Source organism: Streptomyces sp. NPDC052701 (genome assembly GCF_040678355.1).
GTDB lineage: Bacteria > Actinomycetota > Actinomycetes > Streptomycetales > Streptomycetaceae > Streptomyces.
The window spans coordinates 1-16,150 of record NZ_JBFATO010000037.1 but is presented as its reverse complement, the minus strand read 5'-3'; the positions used below and the strand labels follow the sequence as shown (position 1 = coordinate 16,150).

Annotated in this window: 13 protein-coding genes and 2 pseudogenes; 6 read left to right on the top strand and 9 right to left on the bottom strand. The window is 69.1% G+C overall.

Annotated features, from left to right (window positions below; all coding sequences use genetic code 11):
* Positions 1-28: 28 nt before the first annotated feature.
* Positions 29-1,840 carry a gamma-glutamyltransferase gene (ggt, locus tag AB0L29_RS29745; RefSeq protein ID WP_365831393.1) on the bottom strand — a complete coding sequence of 604 codons (1,812 nt, stop codon included), beginning with the start codon at positions 1,838-1,840 and terminating at the stop codon, positions 29-31.
* A gap of 118 nt (positions 1,841-1,958) precedes the next feature.
* On the opposite strand from ggt, the gene AB0L29_RS29740 reads away from it, so the two are divergent.
* Entirely contained in the window at positions 1,959-2,714 is a 756-nt protein-coding gene (locus AB0L29_RS29740) for a hypothetical protein (protein ID WP_365831391.1), read from the top strand.
* Between the two features lie 489 nt (positions 2,715-3,203).
* Here the strand turns inward: AB0L29_RS29740 and AB0L29_RS29735 are convergent.
* Positions 3,204-3,651: pseudogene (locus AB0L29_RS29735) on the bottom strand (ATP-binding cassette domain-containing protein).
* Positions 3,652-3,786: 135 nt separating this feature from the next.
* Complete coding sequence (locus AB0L29_RS29730; RefSeq protein WP_365831389.1) at positions 3,787-4,194, bottom strand: DUF6278 family protein; 408 nt, start codon at positions 4,192-4,194, stop codon at positions 3,787-3,789.
* Between the two features lie 235 nt (positions 4,195-4,429).
* On the opposite strand from AB0L29_RS29730, the gene AB0L29_RS29725 reads away from it, so the two are divergent.
* A complete protein-coding gene (locus tag AB0L29_RS29725; RefSeq protein WP_365831387.1) occupies positions 4,430-6,193 on the top strand; it encodes an SGNH/GDSL hydrolase family protein in 1,764 nt (587 codons plus the stop codon).
* An 18-nt stretch (positions 6,194-6,211) separates the two neighbouring features.
* Here the strand turns inward: AB0L29_RS29725 and AB0L29_RS29720 are convergent, their stop codons facing one another.
* The 5 genes and pseudogenes from AB0L29_RS29720 to AB0L29_RS29700 form a co-directional block, all read right to left on the bottom strand.
* A complete protein-coding gene (locus tag AB0L29_RS29720; protein ID WP_365831385.1) occupies positions 6,212-6,991 on the bottom strand; it encodes an exodeoxyribonuclease III in 780 nt (259 codons plus the stop codon).
* Between the two features lie 50 nt (positions 6,992-7,041).
* Complete coding sequence (locus AB0L29_RS29715; protein WP_365831383.1) at positions 7,042-7,677, bottom strand: MBL fold metallo-hydrolase; 636 nt, start codon at positions 7,675-7,677, stop codon at positions 7,042-7,044.
* A 33-nt stretch (positions 7,678-7,710) separates the two neighbouring features.
* Positions 7,711-9,009, bottom strand: coding sequence for a 4-carboxymuconolactone decarboxylase (gene pcaC / locus AB0L29_RS29710; RefSeq protein ID WP_365831381.1), 1,299 nt, complete (start codon positions 9,007-9,009; stop codon positions 7,711-7,713).
* A gap of 19 nt (positions 9,010-9,028) precedes the next feature.
* Entirely contained in the window at positions 9,029-9,892 is an 864-nt protein-coding gene (locus tag AB0L29_RS29705) for a tyrosine-type recombinase/integrase (protein ID WP_365831379.1), read from the bottom strand.
* 20 nt (positions 9,893-9,912) lie between these two features.
* A pseudogene (locus AB0L29_RS29700) lies at positions 9,913-10,656 on the bottom strand (transposase family protein).
* A gap of 518 nt (positions 10,657-11,174) precedes the next feature.
* Between AB0L29_RS29700 and AB0L29_RS29695 the strand changes: the two are divergent.
* The 4 genes from AB0L29_RS29695 to AB0L29_RS29680 are packed head-to-tail and all read left to right on the top strand — an operon-like array spanning position 11,175 to position 15,212.
* Complete coding sequence (locus AB0L29_RS29695; protein ID WP_365831377.1) at positions 11,175-13,568, top strand: glycoside hydrolase domain-containing protein; 2,394 nt, start codon at positions 11,175-11,177, stop codon at positions 13,566-13,568.
* Entirely contained in the window at positions 13,568-13,960 is a 393-nt protein-coding gene (locus tag AB0L29_RS29690; protein WP_365831376.1) for a hypothetical protein, read from the top strand. The genes AB0L29_RS29695 and AB0L29_RS29690 overlap by 1 nt, the downstream gene beginning before the upstream one ends.
* Positions 13,957-14,619, top strand: a complete 663-nt coding sequence (locus AB0L29_RS29685; protein WP_365831374.1) for a hypothetical protein — start codon at positions 13,957-13,959, stop codon at positions 14,617-14,619. Before AB0L29_RS29690 ends, AB0L29_RS29685 begins: the two co-directional genes overlap by 4 nt.
* Before the next feature lie 32 nt (positions 14,620-14,651).
* Positions 14,652-15,212 carry a hypothetical protein gene (locus tag AB0L29_RS29680; RefSeq protein ID WP_365831372.1) on the top strand — a complete coding sequence of 187 codons (561 nt, stop codon included), beginning with the start codon at positions 14,652-14,654 and terminating at the stop codon, positions 15,210-15,212.
* Positions 15,213-16,029: 817 nt separating this feature from the next.
* On the opposite strand, the gene AB0L29_RS29675 is transcribed toward AB0L29_RS29680, so the two are convergent.
* A partial coding sequence (locus AB0L29_RS29675) for a transposase (RefSeq protein WP_365831484.1) occupies positions 16,030-16,150 on the bottom strand: 121 nt, incomplete at its 5' end.

The following is a 16,150-nucleotide window of genomic DNA, read 5'->3' as shown; positions in this document are numbered from 1 at the left end:
CGGCGGGGCGCCCCCGGGGGCGCGGCCCCTACCGTGCCGGACGCACCACCATCGCCGAGCCGCCGCCCCTGCGCGTCCTCTCCGCCGCGGCGAGCCACTTCCCGCCCGCCAGCCGCTGCACGGCCGTCGCCGCGCCGATCTCCGGGGTGAGCCGGAAGGAGTGCCCGATGGCCTCCAGTCGCTCCCTCAGGCCGCTGTCGTACAGGCCGGGTTCGAGCTCCGTCCGGGCCGCGTTGCGCTGGCTGGCGCGCGGCGCGGCGATCGCGTCGACGAGCGGCAGGCCGCGGTCGAGGAACCCGGTCAGGGTCTGCAGGACGGTGGTGATGATGGTCGCGCCGCCCGGTGAACCGAGTGCCACCACCGGCTTGCCGTGCCGGTCGAGCACGATGGTCGGCGACATCGACGAGCGGGGCCGCTTGCCCGGGCCCGGCAGGTTCGGGTCGTGCACGGCCGGGTCGGCCGGCGCGAAGGAGAAGTCCGTCAGCTCGTTGTTGAGGAGGAACCCGCGCCCGGGCACGGTGATGCCGCTGCCGCCGGTCTGCTCGATGGTGAGCGTGTAGGCGACGACGTTGCCCCACTTGTCGGCGACCGTCAGGTGCGTGGTGCTGTCGCCCTCGTACGTCGTCGGGGCCGCCGTGCCGCCGGTGGCGCAGGGCGCCGGGTCGCGCGGGTCGCCGGGCGCGACCGGGCTGGTGAGCACCGCGTCGTCCCTGATGAGGCACTCCCGCGAGTCGGCGTACCGCTGCGAGAGCAGTTCCCTCGTCGGTACGTCCTCGAAGGCGGGGTCGCCGACCCAGCGCCCCCGGTCCGCGAAGGCGATGCGGCTCGCCTCGATGAAGCGGTGCAGGTACCGCACCTCGCTCGCCTTCGACAGGTCGGTCCGCTCCAGGATGTTGAGCGCCTCGCCGACCGTGGTGCCGCCGGAGGAGGAGGGGGCCATGGAGTAGACGCCGAGGCCCCGGTAGGAGGTCCTGGTGGGTGCCTGGAGCCTGGTGCGGTAGGCGGCCAGGTCCTTGGCGGACAGCTCGCCGGGACGGGCGTTCCAGCCGGAGGCCGGGTCCACCGGGGGCTTGTTGACCGTGTCGACGATGTCCTGGGCGAGGTCGCCCCGGTAGAGCGCGCCGACGCCCTTGCGGGCCAGCTCGTCGTAGGTGCGGGCCAGGTCGGGGTTCTTGAAGGTGGAGCCGACGGCGGGCAGCCGGCCGCCCGGCAGGAACAGTTCGGCGGTGTCCGGGAAGTAGCGGAACCGGGTCTCGTTGGCTGCGGTCTGCTCGCGGAAGGTGGCGTCGACGGTGAAGCCGTCACGGGCCAGCCGCTCGGCGGGCTCCAGCAGCGTGCCGAGCCGCTTGCTGCCCCACCGGTCCAGTACCGTCCGCCAGGTGGCGGGCGTGCCCGGGGTGCCGACGGCGAGGCCGCTGCTGACGGCTTCGGCGAAGGGCAGGGGCGTGCCGTTCTCGACGAAGAGGCCGGCGTCGGCGGTCAGGGGCGCGGTCTCGCGGCCGTCGACGGTGTGGACCGTGCGGGAGCGGGCGTCGTAGTAGACGAAGTAGCCGCCCCCGCCGATGCCGGCCGAGTAGGGCTCGGTGACGCCGAGCGCCGCGGCGGTGGCGACGGCCGCGTCGACGGCGTTGCCGCCCTTCCTCAGGACCTCGATCCCGGCCGCGGAGGCGTCCGCGTCGACGCTCGCGACCGCGCCGCCGTATCCGGTGGCGACCGGGACCTTCTCGGCGGGGCTCCCGGCGGGGCTGCCGCGGTCGGCGGGCGGCGCCGCCGCCCCCACCGCCGCCACGGCGGCCGAGACCGCCAGGACCGCAAGACTCCGTGCGACAGGGCGACGCATCCGCACCTCCAGTGAAGAGCCGTCCGCGCAGCCTAATCGATCGCCCTGCCCGCGTCAGTCAACCACCGTCAGGGCGTTTCGAACGCGGGTTTGCGTTCGCCCGCTACCATGCGCGCCCATGAACGACGACGTCCGCAACATCGTCCTGGGCGTGCTGGCGGCCGGCATCAGCGCCGCGCTCGGCTGGGTGGGCCGCACCTATGTGTGGAAGCGGAAACTCCGGCGCAAGCAGGCGTTCTTCGGGCTGCCCGACAACTCCGAGTCGCTGCTCGTGGTGAACCGGGGCGCCGCCGGGCCCGAACTGGCGGTGATGCGGCACGACGTGTTCGCGCTGCTCGAACTCGCCGCGCTGATCAAGGACTGCAACGCGCACGCGCAGGTCCTCCCGCACGACACGGCGCGTCAGGGTTTCGGCGAGCGCACGGAGTTCTGCGTGGGAGGCCCGGCCTCGAACCGCCGCATGACGGCGCACCTCTCCTCCCTGCTCCCCGGTGTCCGGGTGAACGTCGATGCCGAACCCGGCCCGGACCGGGGCGCCTTCCTGATCGGTTCGGAGCGCTACCGTCTGGACGCCGGCAGGGAGGAGTACGTCCTGCTCGCCCGGCTCACCGCGGGACAGAGCGAGAACACCCGGCCCGTCTTCCTGCTCTGCGGCCAGACCGCGATCACCAACCAGGCCGCGGCCCGCCACCTGGCCCGCCACCACGAGCGGCTCGCCCGCAAGTACGGCTCCCACTCGTTCGCGCTGCTGCTGAAGGTCGTCAACCCGCAGGCGTACGGCCCGGACGTCGTCGAACTCGTCGCGGACGTGACGCGCGCGGCCCGGAGCCCTCTTCCCGCCGCGGCTCCGCGCACCTCCCACCGGGCCTCCTGAGCTCCCCCGCCTCCCCAGGGCCGTCACCGCACGTGACTCGTCGACGGGTCACCGGTGACGAGGGGCCGGGGCGACCGTCCGGCCGCTTTGCGCCGGCACGGGTCCCGCCCCGGTCGTCGGCGCGGTCGGCCCGCTCCGCACCGGGCACAACCCGTCCGGCGCGCAGCTGACCTTCTCCTCGCCGGCGAACGACCCGTCGTACGTGTCGATTCCGCTGCGCGAGCAGTGATCTGCGGCTGCCGCCGGACGGGCCTCGCCGATGTGAACCGCCACCCCTGCGGTCGACGGACCGCGGGGGCTCCGCCCGTACGCCGGTGCCTCCGCCACCGCGGCCGGGGCCTGCCCCGCTCCCGCCGGGCCGCCCGGTTTGCGGACCGGGCGAGCGGCACGCGCCTGCCGGCCGGATCGGCGAAGTCACCGTCGTCCGACGGGATGAAGGGCTCATCCTAGTCGAGGTCCGGCGCTAGGGGTCTCCCCGCGTCGGTCCGTTCAGTGGCTGAGGATCTTGGAGAGGAGGTCCCGGGCCCGGTCGCCGTGCGGGTCGGTGAAGAACTCGTCGGGCGTGCGGTCCTCGACGATGCGGCCGTCGGCCATGAAGACGACACGGTGGGCGGCCGAGCGGGCGAAGCCCGTCTCGTGCGTGACGACGATCATGGTCATGTCCTCCCGGGCCGGCTGCCGCACGACCTCCAGGACCTCTCCGCGCCAGGACCTTGCCCTCGTCCGGCAGGGGCTGTCCGTCGAGGACGATCGTGCCGGACCGGACGGGCTCCGGCCGGTTGATCGCCCGGCACAGGGTCGACTTCCCCGAGCCGGACGGGCCGATGACCACGACCACCTCCCCCCTGCCGACGCCGAGGTCGATGTCCTGGAGGACATGCAGCTCCCCGAAGTACTCGTTGACGTCACGCAGCTCGATCAGCGGATCCATGGCCATGCCCGGCCCTCCTCGCTCCCGGCTGTGCGGTGGTTGCCGCAACGTATCCAGGCGGCCTCCGCTCGGCTCCCCGACACGCACCTTTCGGACATTAGCCGTATTTACGGCGAATTCCGACTGGCGGACGCGGAGGGGTCACGCCTCGGCGACCTCCGCGTACAGCTGCGAGAGCTCGGGGACACCGCTGCCGGCCCACTCGTGTCCAAACGCCACGACGTCGAACTCCCGCCCGGAGCCGAGCCGTACCACGGGCTGCCCGTCGGACCTGATCTCCCAGACGGCGCCCGGTACGGTGCGCACGATCACGGTGCCCAGGTAGAGACCGGCGTCGTTGCCGAGCCAGGGCAGGATCTCCTCGTCGTCCCGCCAGCGCGGCACCAGCTGGTCCAGCGCCTCCAGCGAGGCCGCGGAGTCGTCCAGCCGGAAACCCGCCCGGGACGCCTGGGAGCGCAGCAGTTCGCACTCGGCGAGGAGCTCCGCGATGCCCTCGGCGTCGGGAACCCCGAGCTTCTTGCGCCGGTGGCCCAGGAAAGGGATGTTCATACGTCCAGCCTGTCATTCGTACCGTCCCGTGCACCACAGGCGCGCGGGCCGCCGGTTCCCGTCGGATTCACGCCGAGTTCGCGCACGGCGCGTTGACGGACCCCCGGTGTCTCCCTAGCTTCACGGTGCGTCTTTCGTCACGGCTCTCCTCGCCTGCCGCCGGGCCCCGTCGCCCGGTCGTGCCGCCGGGTCGTGCCGCTGGTCTTGCTTCGTCGGTGAGCGGGAGGAGTCGGCCGTGCGCCGAGGTGTCCGGGGAATCGCGGTGGTACTGGCCCTGTCGGCGTTCCCGGTGACGGCCGGGGCGGCACACGCCGCCGGGCAGCGGTCCGTGCCGCTGCCGTTGGAGCGGCTGTTCGACAACACGGCCGTCAGCGACGACGCCCGGCCCGGCGGGGCGGACTTCGACGGCTCCGGTGCTTCCCTGTCGGCACGGGACCTCGCGGCCGCGGGCTGGACGCCGGGCCGCGCGCTGACCGTGCAGGGGGCGCGGCTGACCTGGCCGCGGCGGCAGCCGGGCGAACCGGACAACGTGCGGGCCGACGGGCAGCGGGTGCGGATCACCGGACGTGGCGACGCCCTGGCCTTCCTGGTGGCGGGCACCGGCGGCCGGGCGGTGACCGGTTCGGGCACGGTCGGGTACGCCGACGGCACCGCCTCCGCGTACCGGCTGACCGCGCCCGACTGGCGCACCGGCCCGCTCGCCACGAAGGCGGTGGCCCTGCCGCACGTCAACACGCCCGGCGGCCAACTCGCCGAGCGGGCCCGGCTGTACGTGGTGACGGTGCCGCTGGTGCCGGGACGCCGGGTCGCCTCGGTACGGCTGCCGAAGGCGTCCGGCCTGCACGTCTTCGCGCTGTCGGTACGGCCCGCCGCGTCCGGCTGGACGGGCAGCTGGGCGGCCGCGACGTCGGGCCACGCGGCGGTGGGGCCGTGGACCGACCGGACGCTGCGGCTGGTGGTGCACACGTCGGCCGGCGGGCCGCGGGTGCGGGTGCGGTTCGACAACACCTTCGCCTCGGCGCCGGTGCGGATCGGGAGCGCGACGGTGGCGGTGCAGGCGGCGGGCGCGGCGGCGCGCGGTACGCCGGTGCCGCTGTCCTTCCGGGGCGCGGCGGGCGTGCGGATCCCGGCCGGGGCGCAGGCGTACAGCGATCCCGTCCGGTTCGCGGTGCCCGCGGACGCCAACCTGCTGGTGAGTTTCCATCTGCCCGGCCCGGTGCCGGCGGCGCCCCTGCACCGGCTCGCGGCACAGCGGTCGTACCTGAGCGCGGCGGGCGACCACGCGGCGGACGGCACCGCGGCGCCGTACACCTCGACGCTGACGACCTGGCCGCTGCTGACCGGCGTCGACGTGGGCGGCGGACCGGGGTCGGTGGTGCTGCTCGGGGACTCGATCACGGACGGCGACAAGTCCACGCCGGACGCGAACCGGCGCTGGCCCGATGTGCTGGCCGGGCGGCTGCTCGGCCAGAGCGTGGTCCCGCACTACGGGGTGCTGAACCAGGGGATCTCGGGAAACCGTGTGGTCACCGACCGCTACCCCGGCGACGGGGTCTCCACGGACACGGCCGGGGTGAGCGCCCTGCACCGCTTCGACCGGGACGTCCTCGCCCAGACGTCGGCCCGTACGGCGGTGGTGTTCGAGGGCGTCAACGACGTGCGCTGGGGCACCCCGGCGCAGCAGGTGATCGCCGGGCTGCGGGAGCTGGCCGCGCGGGGGCGCGCCCGGGGGCTGCGGATGCTGGTGGCGACGATCCTGCCGTGCGAGGGCGAGGCCCGGTGCACGCCCGCCGTCGACGCCGAGCGGGTCGCGGTGAACGCCTGGATCCGCGAGCGCGCCGCCGGCGTCTTCGACGGCGTGCTCGACTTCGACGCCGTGGTGCGCGATCCGCGGCGGCCGGCGCGGATGCTGCCCGCGTACGACAGCGGGGACCATCTGCACCCCGGCGACGCGGGGCTGGCCGCGCTGGCCGCGTCGGTCGATCTGCGGCTGCTGTGAGGCCCCGGACGCCGCGGTCTAGACGGCCAGGTCCACCACGACCGGGGCGTGGTCCGAGGCGCCCTTGCCCTTGCGCTCCTCGCGGTCGACGTAGGCGTCCTCGACGGCCTTCGCGAACGGCGCGTTGCCGTACACCAGGTCGATGCGCATGCCGCGGTTCTTGGGGAAGCCGAGCTGGCGGTAGTCCCAGTACGTGTAGGGGTGCTCGTACTTCAAGGGGCGCGGGACGATGTCGGACAGGCCCGTCTCGCGCAGGGAGGCGAGGGCCGCGCGCTCGGCGGCGGTGACGTGGGTGGAGCCCTCGAAGGCGGACACGTCGAAGACGTCGTCGTCCGTCGGCGCCACGTTGTAGTCGCCCAGCACCGCGAAGGGACGGGTGCCGCCCGCGTCACCGGCGACGGCCGCCTTCAGGGCCTCGAACCAGCGGAGCTTGTAGGCGTAGTGGGGGTGGTCCACCTCGCGGCCGTTCGGCACGTACACCGACCAGACGCGGACCGGGCCGCAGGTGGCGGAGACGGCGCGGGGCTCCACCACGCCGTCGTAGGCGGGCTCGCCGGGCAGGCCCTTGACGACGTCCTCCAGGCCGACGCGGGAGAGCACCGCGACGCCGTTCCACCGGCCGGTCGCGTGCACGGCCGCCTCGTAGCCCCGCTCGCGCAGCTCCTCGAACGGGAAGTGGTCCTCGGCGACCTTGGCCTCCTGGAGGCACAGCACGTCCGTGCCGCTGCTCTCCAGCCAGGCCAGGAGCCTCGGCAGGCGGGCGGTGATCGAGTTCACGTTCCAGGTCGCGATGCGCATGCCCCACAACCTACCGGGCGGGACCGACAGCGCCGCCCCGCCCGGGCGCCTCACACCTCGGTGGACTCCCCCGGCGTCAGCCGCAGGTGCTCCGCGCCGCCCAGGGCGCCGATCTGGCGGTCGTAGACCGGGCGGGCGAGGTCGGTCAGGAGGGCGTCGTGGATGTCGTAGGCACGCTGCGGCCCGACCTCGCGGACGTAGTCGATGACCTCGGAGATCTTGTTCCACGGGGCCATGACCGGCAGCATCAGCGTCTCCACCGGGTGGTCCGGGACGGTGAGGGCGTCACCCGGGTGGAAGACCTTGCCCCCGTCGACGAGGTAGCCGACGTTGGTGACGCGCGGGATGTCCGGGTGGATCACGGCGTGCAGCTCGCCGTGCACCTGCACCTCGAAGCCCGCGGCGGTGAAGGTGTCACCGTGGCCGACGGTGTGGACCCGGCCCGGGAAGGCCGGGGAGATCCTCTCCGCGACGGCCCTGAGGGTCCAGATCCGCGCGGCCGGGTTGTTCTCCATCGCCGCGCGCAGCCGGAACTCGTCGAAGTGGTCGGGATGCTCGTGGGTGACGAGGATCGCGTCCGCGCCGAGCGCGGCGTCCTCCTCGCTGAATCCCCCGGGGTCCAGGACGAGCGTCTGCCCGTCCTTCTCGAGGCGGACGCAGGCGTGCGACTTCTTCGTGAGTTTCATGGGTCCATCCTGGCGCGTGCCCGGTACGGGTGCTCACTCCTGGGGCGTGGTCTCCTCGCGGACGACCTGCTGGGCCACCCGGAACGCGCTGTTCGCCGCCGGTACGCCGCAGTAGACGGCCGTCTGCAGCAGGACCTCCTTGATCTCGTCCGGGGTCAGGCCGTTGCGCAGGGCGGCCCTGGTGTGGAACGCGAGCTCCTCCAGGTGGCCGCCGGCGACCAGGGCGGTGAGCGTGACGCAGCTGCGGGTGCGCCGGTCCAGGCCGGGCCGGTCCCAGATCTCGCCCCAGGCGTAGCGGGTGACGAACTCCTGGAAGTCCCCCGAGAAGGCGTCGGCCTGGGCGAGGGCCCGGTCGACGTGCGCGTCGCCCAGCACCTCGCGGCGGACCTTGATCCCGACGTCGTACGGGTCGGGCCGCTCCTGGGCCTGCGGCGGCACGGCGGCCGGGGCGATCTCGGCGACGGGCCCGGTCTGCGGCGGTACCGCGGCCAGGACCTGTCCGACGGCCGCCGCGGGCAGGACCGTCTGGCCGGTGGAGGAGTCGTGGGCGGGCTGCCAGGCGGTGGAGAAGTGCCGGACCAGCAGGTCGGTGACGGCCGCCGGCTGCTCCACCGGCACCAGGTGGGAGGCGCCGGGGACGACGGCCAGGCGGGCGTCCGGGATGCCGGCGACCAGGGTACGGGCCTCGGCGGGCCCGGTGACCTGGTCGTCGGAGCCGACCAGGACCAGCGTGGGCACGCCGACCCGGGCGAGTTCGGGCCGTACGTCGAAGGAGGCGAGCGCCTCGCAGGCGGCGATGTAGCAGCCGGGGTCGGTGGTGCGCACCATCTGCACGGCCCACTCGGTGATCGCGGGCTGTGCCGCCGCGAACCCGCCGGTGAACCAGCGGTCGGGCGCCGTGCGGGCGATGGGGGCGAGGCCGTTCGTGCGGACGACCACCCCGCGCTGCCGGAACTCGTCGGCCGTGCCGAAGCGGGGCGAGGCGGCGATCAGCGCGAGCGAGGCGAGCCGCTCGGGATACCGCAGGGCCAGCTCGATGCCGACCGCCCCGCCGAGCGCGCAGCCCGCGTAGCCGAAGCGCTGCACGCCGAGCCCGTCCAGCGTGGCGAGCAGGCGCGCCGTGAGATCGGCGACCGAACCGGCCGGGTACGCCGGGGCGCCGCCGTGCCCCGGCAGGTCGAACCGGAAGACCCGCCACTGCTGGGCCAGTTCGGGGACCTGCCGGTCCCACATGTGCCAGGTGGTACCGAGGGACGGTCCCAAGATCAGGACAGGTGCGTCTTCTGGCCCGTCAAAGCGGTATTGCAGCGTTTCGATCTTGGCTTCGCTCACGGGTTCACACCTTCATCTGTCACGATCTGTCACACGCCCCCTGCGAGACCCCCCATGCCTCCGCCGCTGGAAGCAGGTCCGCCACGTCCGGCTTCACGTACCGCTTCTTCGTCGTCTTCACGTTCGTGTGCCCGGCCCACATGACAAGCAGGTGATCCGGCACGCCGTTGGCGGCGAGGTACGTGAGGCAAGACGCCCGAGCATCGTACAGACGGACCCTGCGAAGGCCGTTTTCGTCCATGATCTTGTATGCTCGCACCCGCAACTGCCGACCGTTCAGCGCGGCGCCAAGTTCATTCACGAGTACGTAGCCGGTGCCTTCATAGCCTTCACCCGCCGCCAGGCGTTCCACTGCCTGCGTGGCGCGGAACGTCTTCAGCGCCTCCCTCACCAGGCTCGGGAGCGACAAAACGCGCTCCCCCGCCATGCTCTTCGTGTCCTCCTCCACCACCGTGCGGTTCCCCATCATGGTCCGCGTGTTAGCGATGTTTAGCGTGCCGGCGTTCAGGTCGATGTCCGACCACCTCAGGCCGCAGACCTCCGCCGGACGGAGCCCCATCAGGGACAGCAGCAGCGGCGCGTACAGACGGTCCCCCTTCACCGCAGCGACGAAGGCGCCCACCTCCGAGGCGTTCCATGGCTGGACGACAGCCTTCGTCTTCCGCTCCGCCTTGCGGGTCTTCAGCGGGATGTGCACTTCGCTGGCCACATTCACGGTCACCAGTCCGCGCGTGACAGCGCGGTTCAGGGCATACTTCAGCCTGGCCAGGCTCATGTCCACCGACGTATCCCCGAGACCCATTCCGGCTTTCACGTCGCGCACACGCTCCAGGGTCACCTGGTAGTTGTAGATCGTGGTCGGCTCCAGGTCTTCGGCCTTCATCGCGAGCCACTGAACGCTTCTCATCCCGAGCACCAGGTGACCTCGATGGCGTGAACGGCGGCGACCGTGTGGCCGATCCGGGTGGTGCTGCAGCGGGCTTTGCGGGGGATCCGCCACTGCTTGAGGCGGGCGAAGGCACGTTCCCCCGGCGCCCGCAGTCGGGCATGGTCGCGGTTGAATTCGGCGTACTTCTCCGGAAGGTCGCGGCCGTAGTAGGGGGTGCGGACGGTGGCTCCGGCTCCGCGGTAGGCCCGGTCGGCCAGGACGAGGAGCTGACGGGACAGGCAGGCTTGGATCACCCCGTGTGCGCGGGCCGCGGTCAGGTCGTGCGTGCGGGCGGGCAGTGCCCGTGAGAACTACAGAGGTGTTCCGTCCGGGGCGGCCACGACCCGCACGTTCATCCCGTGACGGCGGTGCTTCATCGAATAGTACGGTTCATCTGCCGCGATGCGGTCGGAGGCGATCAGGGTGCCGTCGAGGATGACGAATCCCTCCGGCGGCAGCTCGCGCAAAGCCTCGTGCAGGCTCGGAGCGCGCTCGGCGAGGATGTCGACCGTCTCGGTCACATACCGGCCGGCGGTCGCGGTGGAGACGCCGAACCCCGCGGCGACCCGGGCCAGGGTCTCGTTCTTGCGTAGGTGGACCAGGACCAGCAGGGCCTGCCGGAAGCAGCCCAGCCTGCGCCAGCGGGAGCCCAGCTCACACCTTCGGGCATAAAACAGCCAGGAAACGTGCCCCACGACCTCGTGCGGGACGTCGAGCATGGCTCGATACGGGACCAACAGGGCTCCTGTGTCAAGACGTTGGCGAGTGAGATCACCAGCGCAACGACCAGGAGCCCTGCCGCTTCACGCACCCCGACCACCAGCCGCCATCACTCGCGAACACAGGATGAGAAGCGTTCAGTAACTGCCGTGTCAGGCACTGGAGACGCGTGCGTCATGAATGATCTGTTGCCGCGAACCTTTCAAGCCGTTCTTTCAGCTGAACAGCTTGCCCCCCTTGAGCCCAGGGCTTGGTCTGTGCTTATGGTGATCTCCGCACGGGCAGCCCGACCAAGTTGCCAGATCAGGCGGTAATCCAGCGATCCGGAGTCGCTAGTAGGGGGACGCATCGCCATGCCGTACTTGCCGGGCCATCGCGCACGTCGAATCCGGCCTGGCGTGCCCTCATCATTCTTGTGACGCGACTCTTCCCCCAACTCGCCACGCACTACTTGCGCTGACGCATGTCGCCCACAAACTGCTTGTCTTCTTCTAGGACCGTTAGGAGAGTCCGTCACATGGCCGATGAAAAGGTCCTCGCTGCCCAGAAATGGGTCAACACTACATATGGCAAGGTGCCGGGTTACGCGGAATGTCCCGAGAACGGAAATACCGGTTGGGCCACCATGTACTCCCTCATGATGGGGTTGCAGCATGAGCTTGGCATCAGCCCGGTGGTTGCCAACTTCGGTGACGGCACCCTGACCAAGGTCACCGCGCTAGGAACCATAGGCATCGGGTGGAAGAAGAATGCCAACATCGTAAAGATCATCCGTCACGGCCTGTTCTGCAAGGGATACTGGGGCGGTGACACAGCGTTAGCTGAGTTCGACTCGACCGCCGCCTCGGCGGTCGGCAAGATGAAGGCCAACATGGGCCTCCCTGACGACGGCGGCGTAGTACAGGCCAAGGTACTCAAAGCCATCCTCAACATGGACGCATACGCAACCGTCGCCGGCGGCACGGACAAGATACGGTCCATCCAGCAGTGGCTGAACAGGAACTACTGGACGAAGAAGACCTTCTCTATCAGCCCTGCCGACGGGATCTACTCCCGGGACGTGCAGCAGTCGCTGATGAAGGCAATCCAGCTCGCGCTCGGCGTCGCCGAAGCGGACGCTAACGGCAACTTCGGTCCCGGCACGCAAGCCGGGCTCAAATCGCACTCGGTCGGGCCAGGATCGTCCGGTATTTTCGTTCAACTGTTCTCTGCGGCCTGCGTGTTCAACGAGCCTGTCCCCGGGTACGGCGAGCCCGACGCCCAGACCCACTTCACTGATTCATGGGACGCTGACATCGAAGGCTGGGTGAAGGCCTTCCAGACGTTCTCCCAACTCTCCGTCACGGGGAAGGGCGACTACGCCACGTGGGCGCAGCTCCTTGTATCCATGGGAGATCCTGACCGGCCGGTCAATGCTTCCGACACTGCATATACGATCACCCCGTCCCGGGCTGCCCGGATGTACGCCGATGGCTATCGGTATGTCGGCCGGTACATTAACGAGGCCTCGGCTGGCGGCGGATCCAAGATGCTGGAACCGGGTGAACTCGACAACATCTTCAAGGCGGGGATGCGTGTCTTCCCCATCTTCCAGGACAACGGCAGAAGCCTGGCCGAGTACGAGTGGGCAACTGGATACAGACACGCGCAGTTCGCTCATGATCAAGCTGTGCAATTCGGCTTTAATCGGGGCACCGTGATCTACTTCGCTGTCGACTACGACGCCACCCAGGCAGACATGCCGCACATCCTGGATTACTTCCGTGGGGTGACATCCGGCCTCGCCTCCAGGGGCAAGCGGTACGTCCACGGCGTATACGGTTCCCGGAACGTGTGCGCACAGGTGACGAAAGAGACCTACGCGGCATATTCGTTCGTCTCAGGCATGTCTTGGGCTTTCTCAGGGAACCTCGGATTCCCGCTGCCAGCGAACTGGTCGTTCAACCAGATCAAGGAATACAAGGTCACTAACGGCACTGACACGTTCGCGCTGGACCGCGACGCCCATCGCTCTGGCTCCGATGCCGCGCAAAAGGACGTCAACCGTGCCGTGTCTCCCGCCGCCGACTTCCTCGCGAACATCGATCAGCTGTACAGCCTCGCCAAGAGCTACGGAAAGGGCGACCCGAACCGGCTGGTCACGGACTACTACCGCCACAAGCGGTATGCAGGGCGCGAGTGGACTGACTTGATCAGCGAAGTCGACTGGGCATTCATCGACTATGCCAACAGCCGGGGTGCCGAGCTGATGTCCGACTTCACCGACCCCTTCACAGGTCAGACCCTGGGCCCACAGCACCTGCTGGCCACCGCGGCCGGAGCCATGATCAAGCCACCTTTGTCCGACAAGTACAAGGCCAACCGGGGTGACGTGGCCGGTTGGGCCGGCGACGCCATGACGTTCTACGGCGAATGGCGCCGCGACATTGACTCCTACGCCGACGGGTACACCTACTGCACCGAGCGCCTCGGCAAGATCGGCGTGGTATCGTCCTTCGGCTTCAATGACCTCGTCGAAGACGCCGACGGGTTCCTTCTGGCCGAGAAGATGCGGTCAGGCGTCGCAATCACCACGGCCCTGCGTGAACACTACGAAAAGACCGGCGGAATAACCCGGCTCAGGGACTACCTGTCCAAGCGGTTCAGCAGCTCGCGGAACACAGCGGCGGACGCGGCTTTCCACATTCTCACGTCGATCGATGATCCGCTTATCAACGTCGGACGCATTTTCCTCGAACAGCAGACGGGAGGCGTCACAATGATCTTCTCCCACCTTCTGCCGGAAGACAAGCTGAAAAGATACTGCCTTGGTTTTGCGGATGAGCTGATCGCCCGGGCCGGGCTGGAGGCCCGGAGCCAGGCAAAAATGCAGTCCAATCATGCCAGGCTGTTCACGGGCGGTTCCGCCTGATGGGTTCCTGGGTCTTGGCGGTGCTTTTTGTCGGCTTCGGCCTGGCTTTTGTACGTCTCCGGAAGGGGCGACGGCTCCTCGGCCTGCTCAAAGCATCCACTGCCACCGGGACCCTGTGCTACCTGCTCGGCTGGTTTCAGGTTCATTTTGCTTTCCCGTCGCAGGCGTGTCCGGACTTTTTTGACAGGCACCCCATCGTCCGCTTCGACCGCTTCGAGGACCGCGCCTTTCCGCTGCAGGCTACCTGCCACTGGGACAACGGTGAACAAAAGGAACTTGTGAGCGGCTGGGTCAATCCACTTCTGTTCACCTGCATGGCCGTGCTGACAGGCTGTCTGGTGACGTTCGCGATCTACGCCTACCGCCACTACCGGAAGGACCACACAAGTTGAGCGACACCCCTCACATACTCACGCGCCGACAGACTCTTGGCCTTACCGCCGGTCTCACGGCGGGAGTTCTCCTCACCAGCATTACCAACGCCACAGCCTCCCCTGAGCCGAGCACCTGGCAGGGAAGACGAACACAGAACCGCTGGCCCGTCGTCGACAACACCCACACCGGCACCTTCCGCATCGAGGGCACCGGCGTGGACGTGTCTCTGCTGAAGGGCGACGTGGCCACCGTGTTGTTGTATGTGGCCCGCCGATTCGCGTACGAGATCGACATGCTCCGCCCCGGCGATGTTCATGGGCACACCGCCAACCGCAACGTGAGTGCTGGCTTCGAGTCGAATCACCTGTCCGGTACCGCCATCACGATCCGCCCGCTCTTTTACCCTCTGAGAGCACAGAAGGGCACCGGGCTGACCGACCTTGAGAAGGTCGTCATCGCGGACATCCTCGCCGAATGCCAGGGCGTTGTCGGCTGGGGCGGACACGCGGAGCCGGTCAAGGAGTCCCACTTTCAGATCAACGTTCGCCCTGGTGATCGCAGGCTTGGCAGTCTTGCTCGCCGAATCCGTGGCGAGGATGCCGACCCCGGCTCCGGCGCCGGATCCATCGACCCGTTCATTCCGAGCCGCCGCAAAAAGGCCGCAGCCTACCTCTAACCAGCACATCCTCGAAGAAGGGACCTGATTTCATGCGCACATTGACGCGCGCCGCAGCCCCGGTTGCGGCACTTGTCTCCATCCTCGCCGTTACTCCGCAAGCCCTGGCCGAAGACCACGCCCCCTCAAGTGGCAATATGCTCGTCCCCGGAACCAGCGTGAAGTTTTCCGAGAACGGAGCCCGTGACGCCCAGACGCGCGCTGTCGCGGCGGAGGACCCTGCCGCTGTCCGCGCCACCGCATCACTGTGCGGATCCGGGTACGTTTTAGAGATCGCCGAGCGACTCCCGGACGAGCGCCGATTCGGCACCCTGTTCACGTACACGAAGAACTCGACCAGCGTGTCGGGGGCTTGTGCAGTGTTCGACAACAACCTCGGCACGGCGAAGCATATGAAGCTCAAACTGTGCCCGAACAAGACCGGTGTGTCATGCAAGGTGGACGAAGGCACCTTCTCGCAGTACGCAGGACCGGTCAAGGGTGAGGGAAACCGCGATGCCGGTTGGAACAACTGCTCCATGGTGACCGCGGTTATGTGGTCAGATGGCGTCCCGATCATCGACCGAGTCAGGTCTGTTGCGCCGTGCGACTGACCATGTCTGCGCTTCTGCGTACCACCGTGCCATCTGCCATGGCCTTCACATTGTCGAGTGCGATCCTGTTGACGGGGTGTGGATCCGACTACACCGGCGCGCGACAGCAGGGGGCTAATCAGGGACAGGACCAATCGACCGGGGACAGGAGCCCGTCTGCGGCAGTTCTCGATCCTCTCCCCTCAAAGTCAGCTGCGGACAAGGCCGAACGTGAACGAAGGGAGGCAGCACCTCCGGGGAAGGTGATCACCTCTTCGTCCGTCACAGGAATACCCGAAGGAGAAGAGAACTTCGGGAGCCCTGTAACGCGCAAGGACGATCTGACCGTGTATACACCGACAGTCCACGGAGACGCGCTGGCAGTGCCGATCAAGGTCACTAACAGTGGCAGCGCACGTGCCTACTACCGCTTCACCATCCACGTCACCGGGCCCAACGGATTCGATGCAACGGCAGCCGCATCAACTGAAGTCGTTGGCCTGTACCCGGGTACATCTTGGCCAACGACGCTGACAGTAAGGGACCCCAACCACACGCCACCCGAGCATCCCCGCATAACGATCGGGAAGCTTGACCGCACGGAACACGACAGACCCTAAACCCTGGGCAAAGCCCGCGCCCCGCCAGGGCGCGGGCCGGACGTGCGGTGTACACCAGAAGCGTGGAAAGAATCGGCCGCAAGCACCGACATCGCCTCGCCCTGGGAACCTACCGGTGCCACGCGCTGGCCGCAGCCGCCCACGCGGCCACCGCCGACGCGGTGGCTCGACACCTCCCCCGACTACTGAGGTTGAACTTGTGATGTCGTCTTCGGTGATCAGGGGTTGATGGTCAGTCCTGTCTCGGGGTTGAGGTCGGGTGCGTAGGGCGGCAGGTAGTAGATGGTCAGCCAGTCCTGGGCTGCCGCCCATTCCCGCAGGTCGGCGGCCTTGTGGACG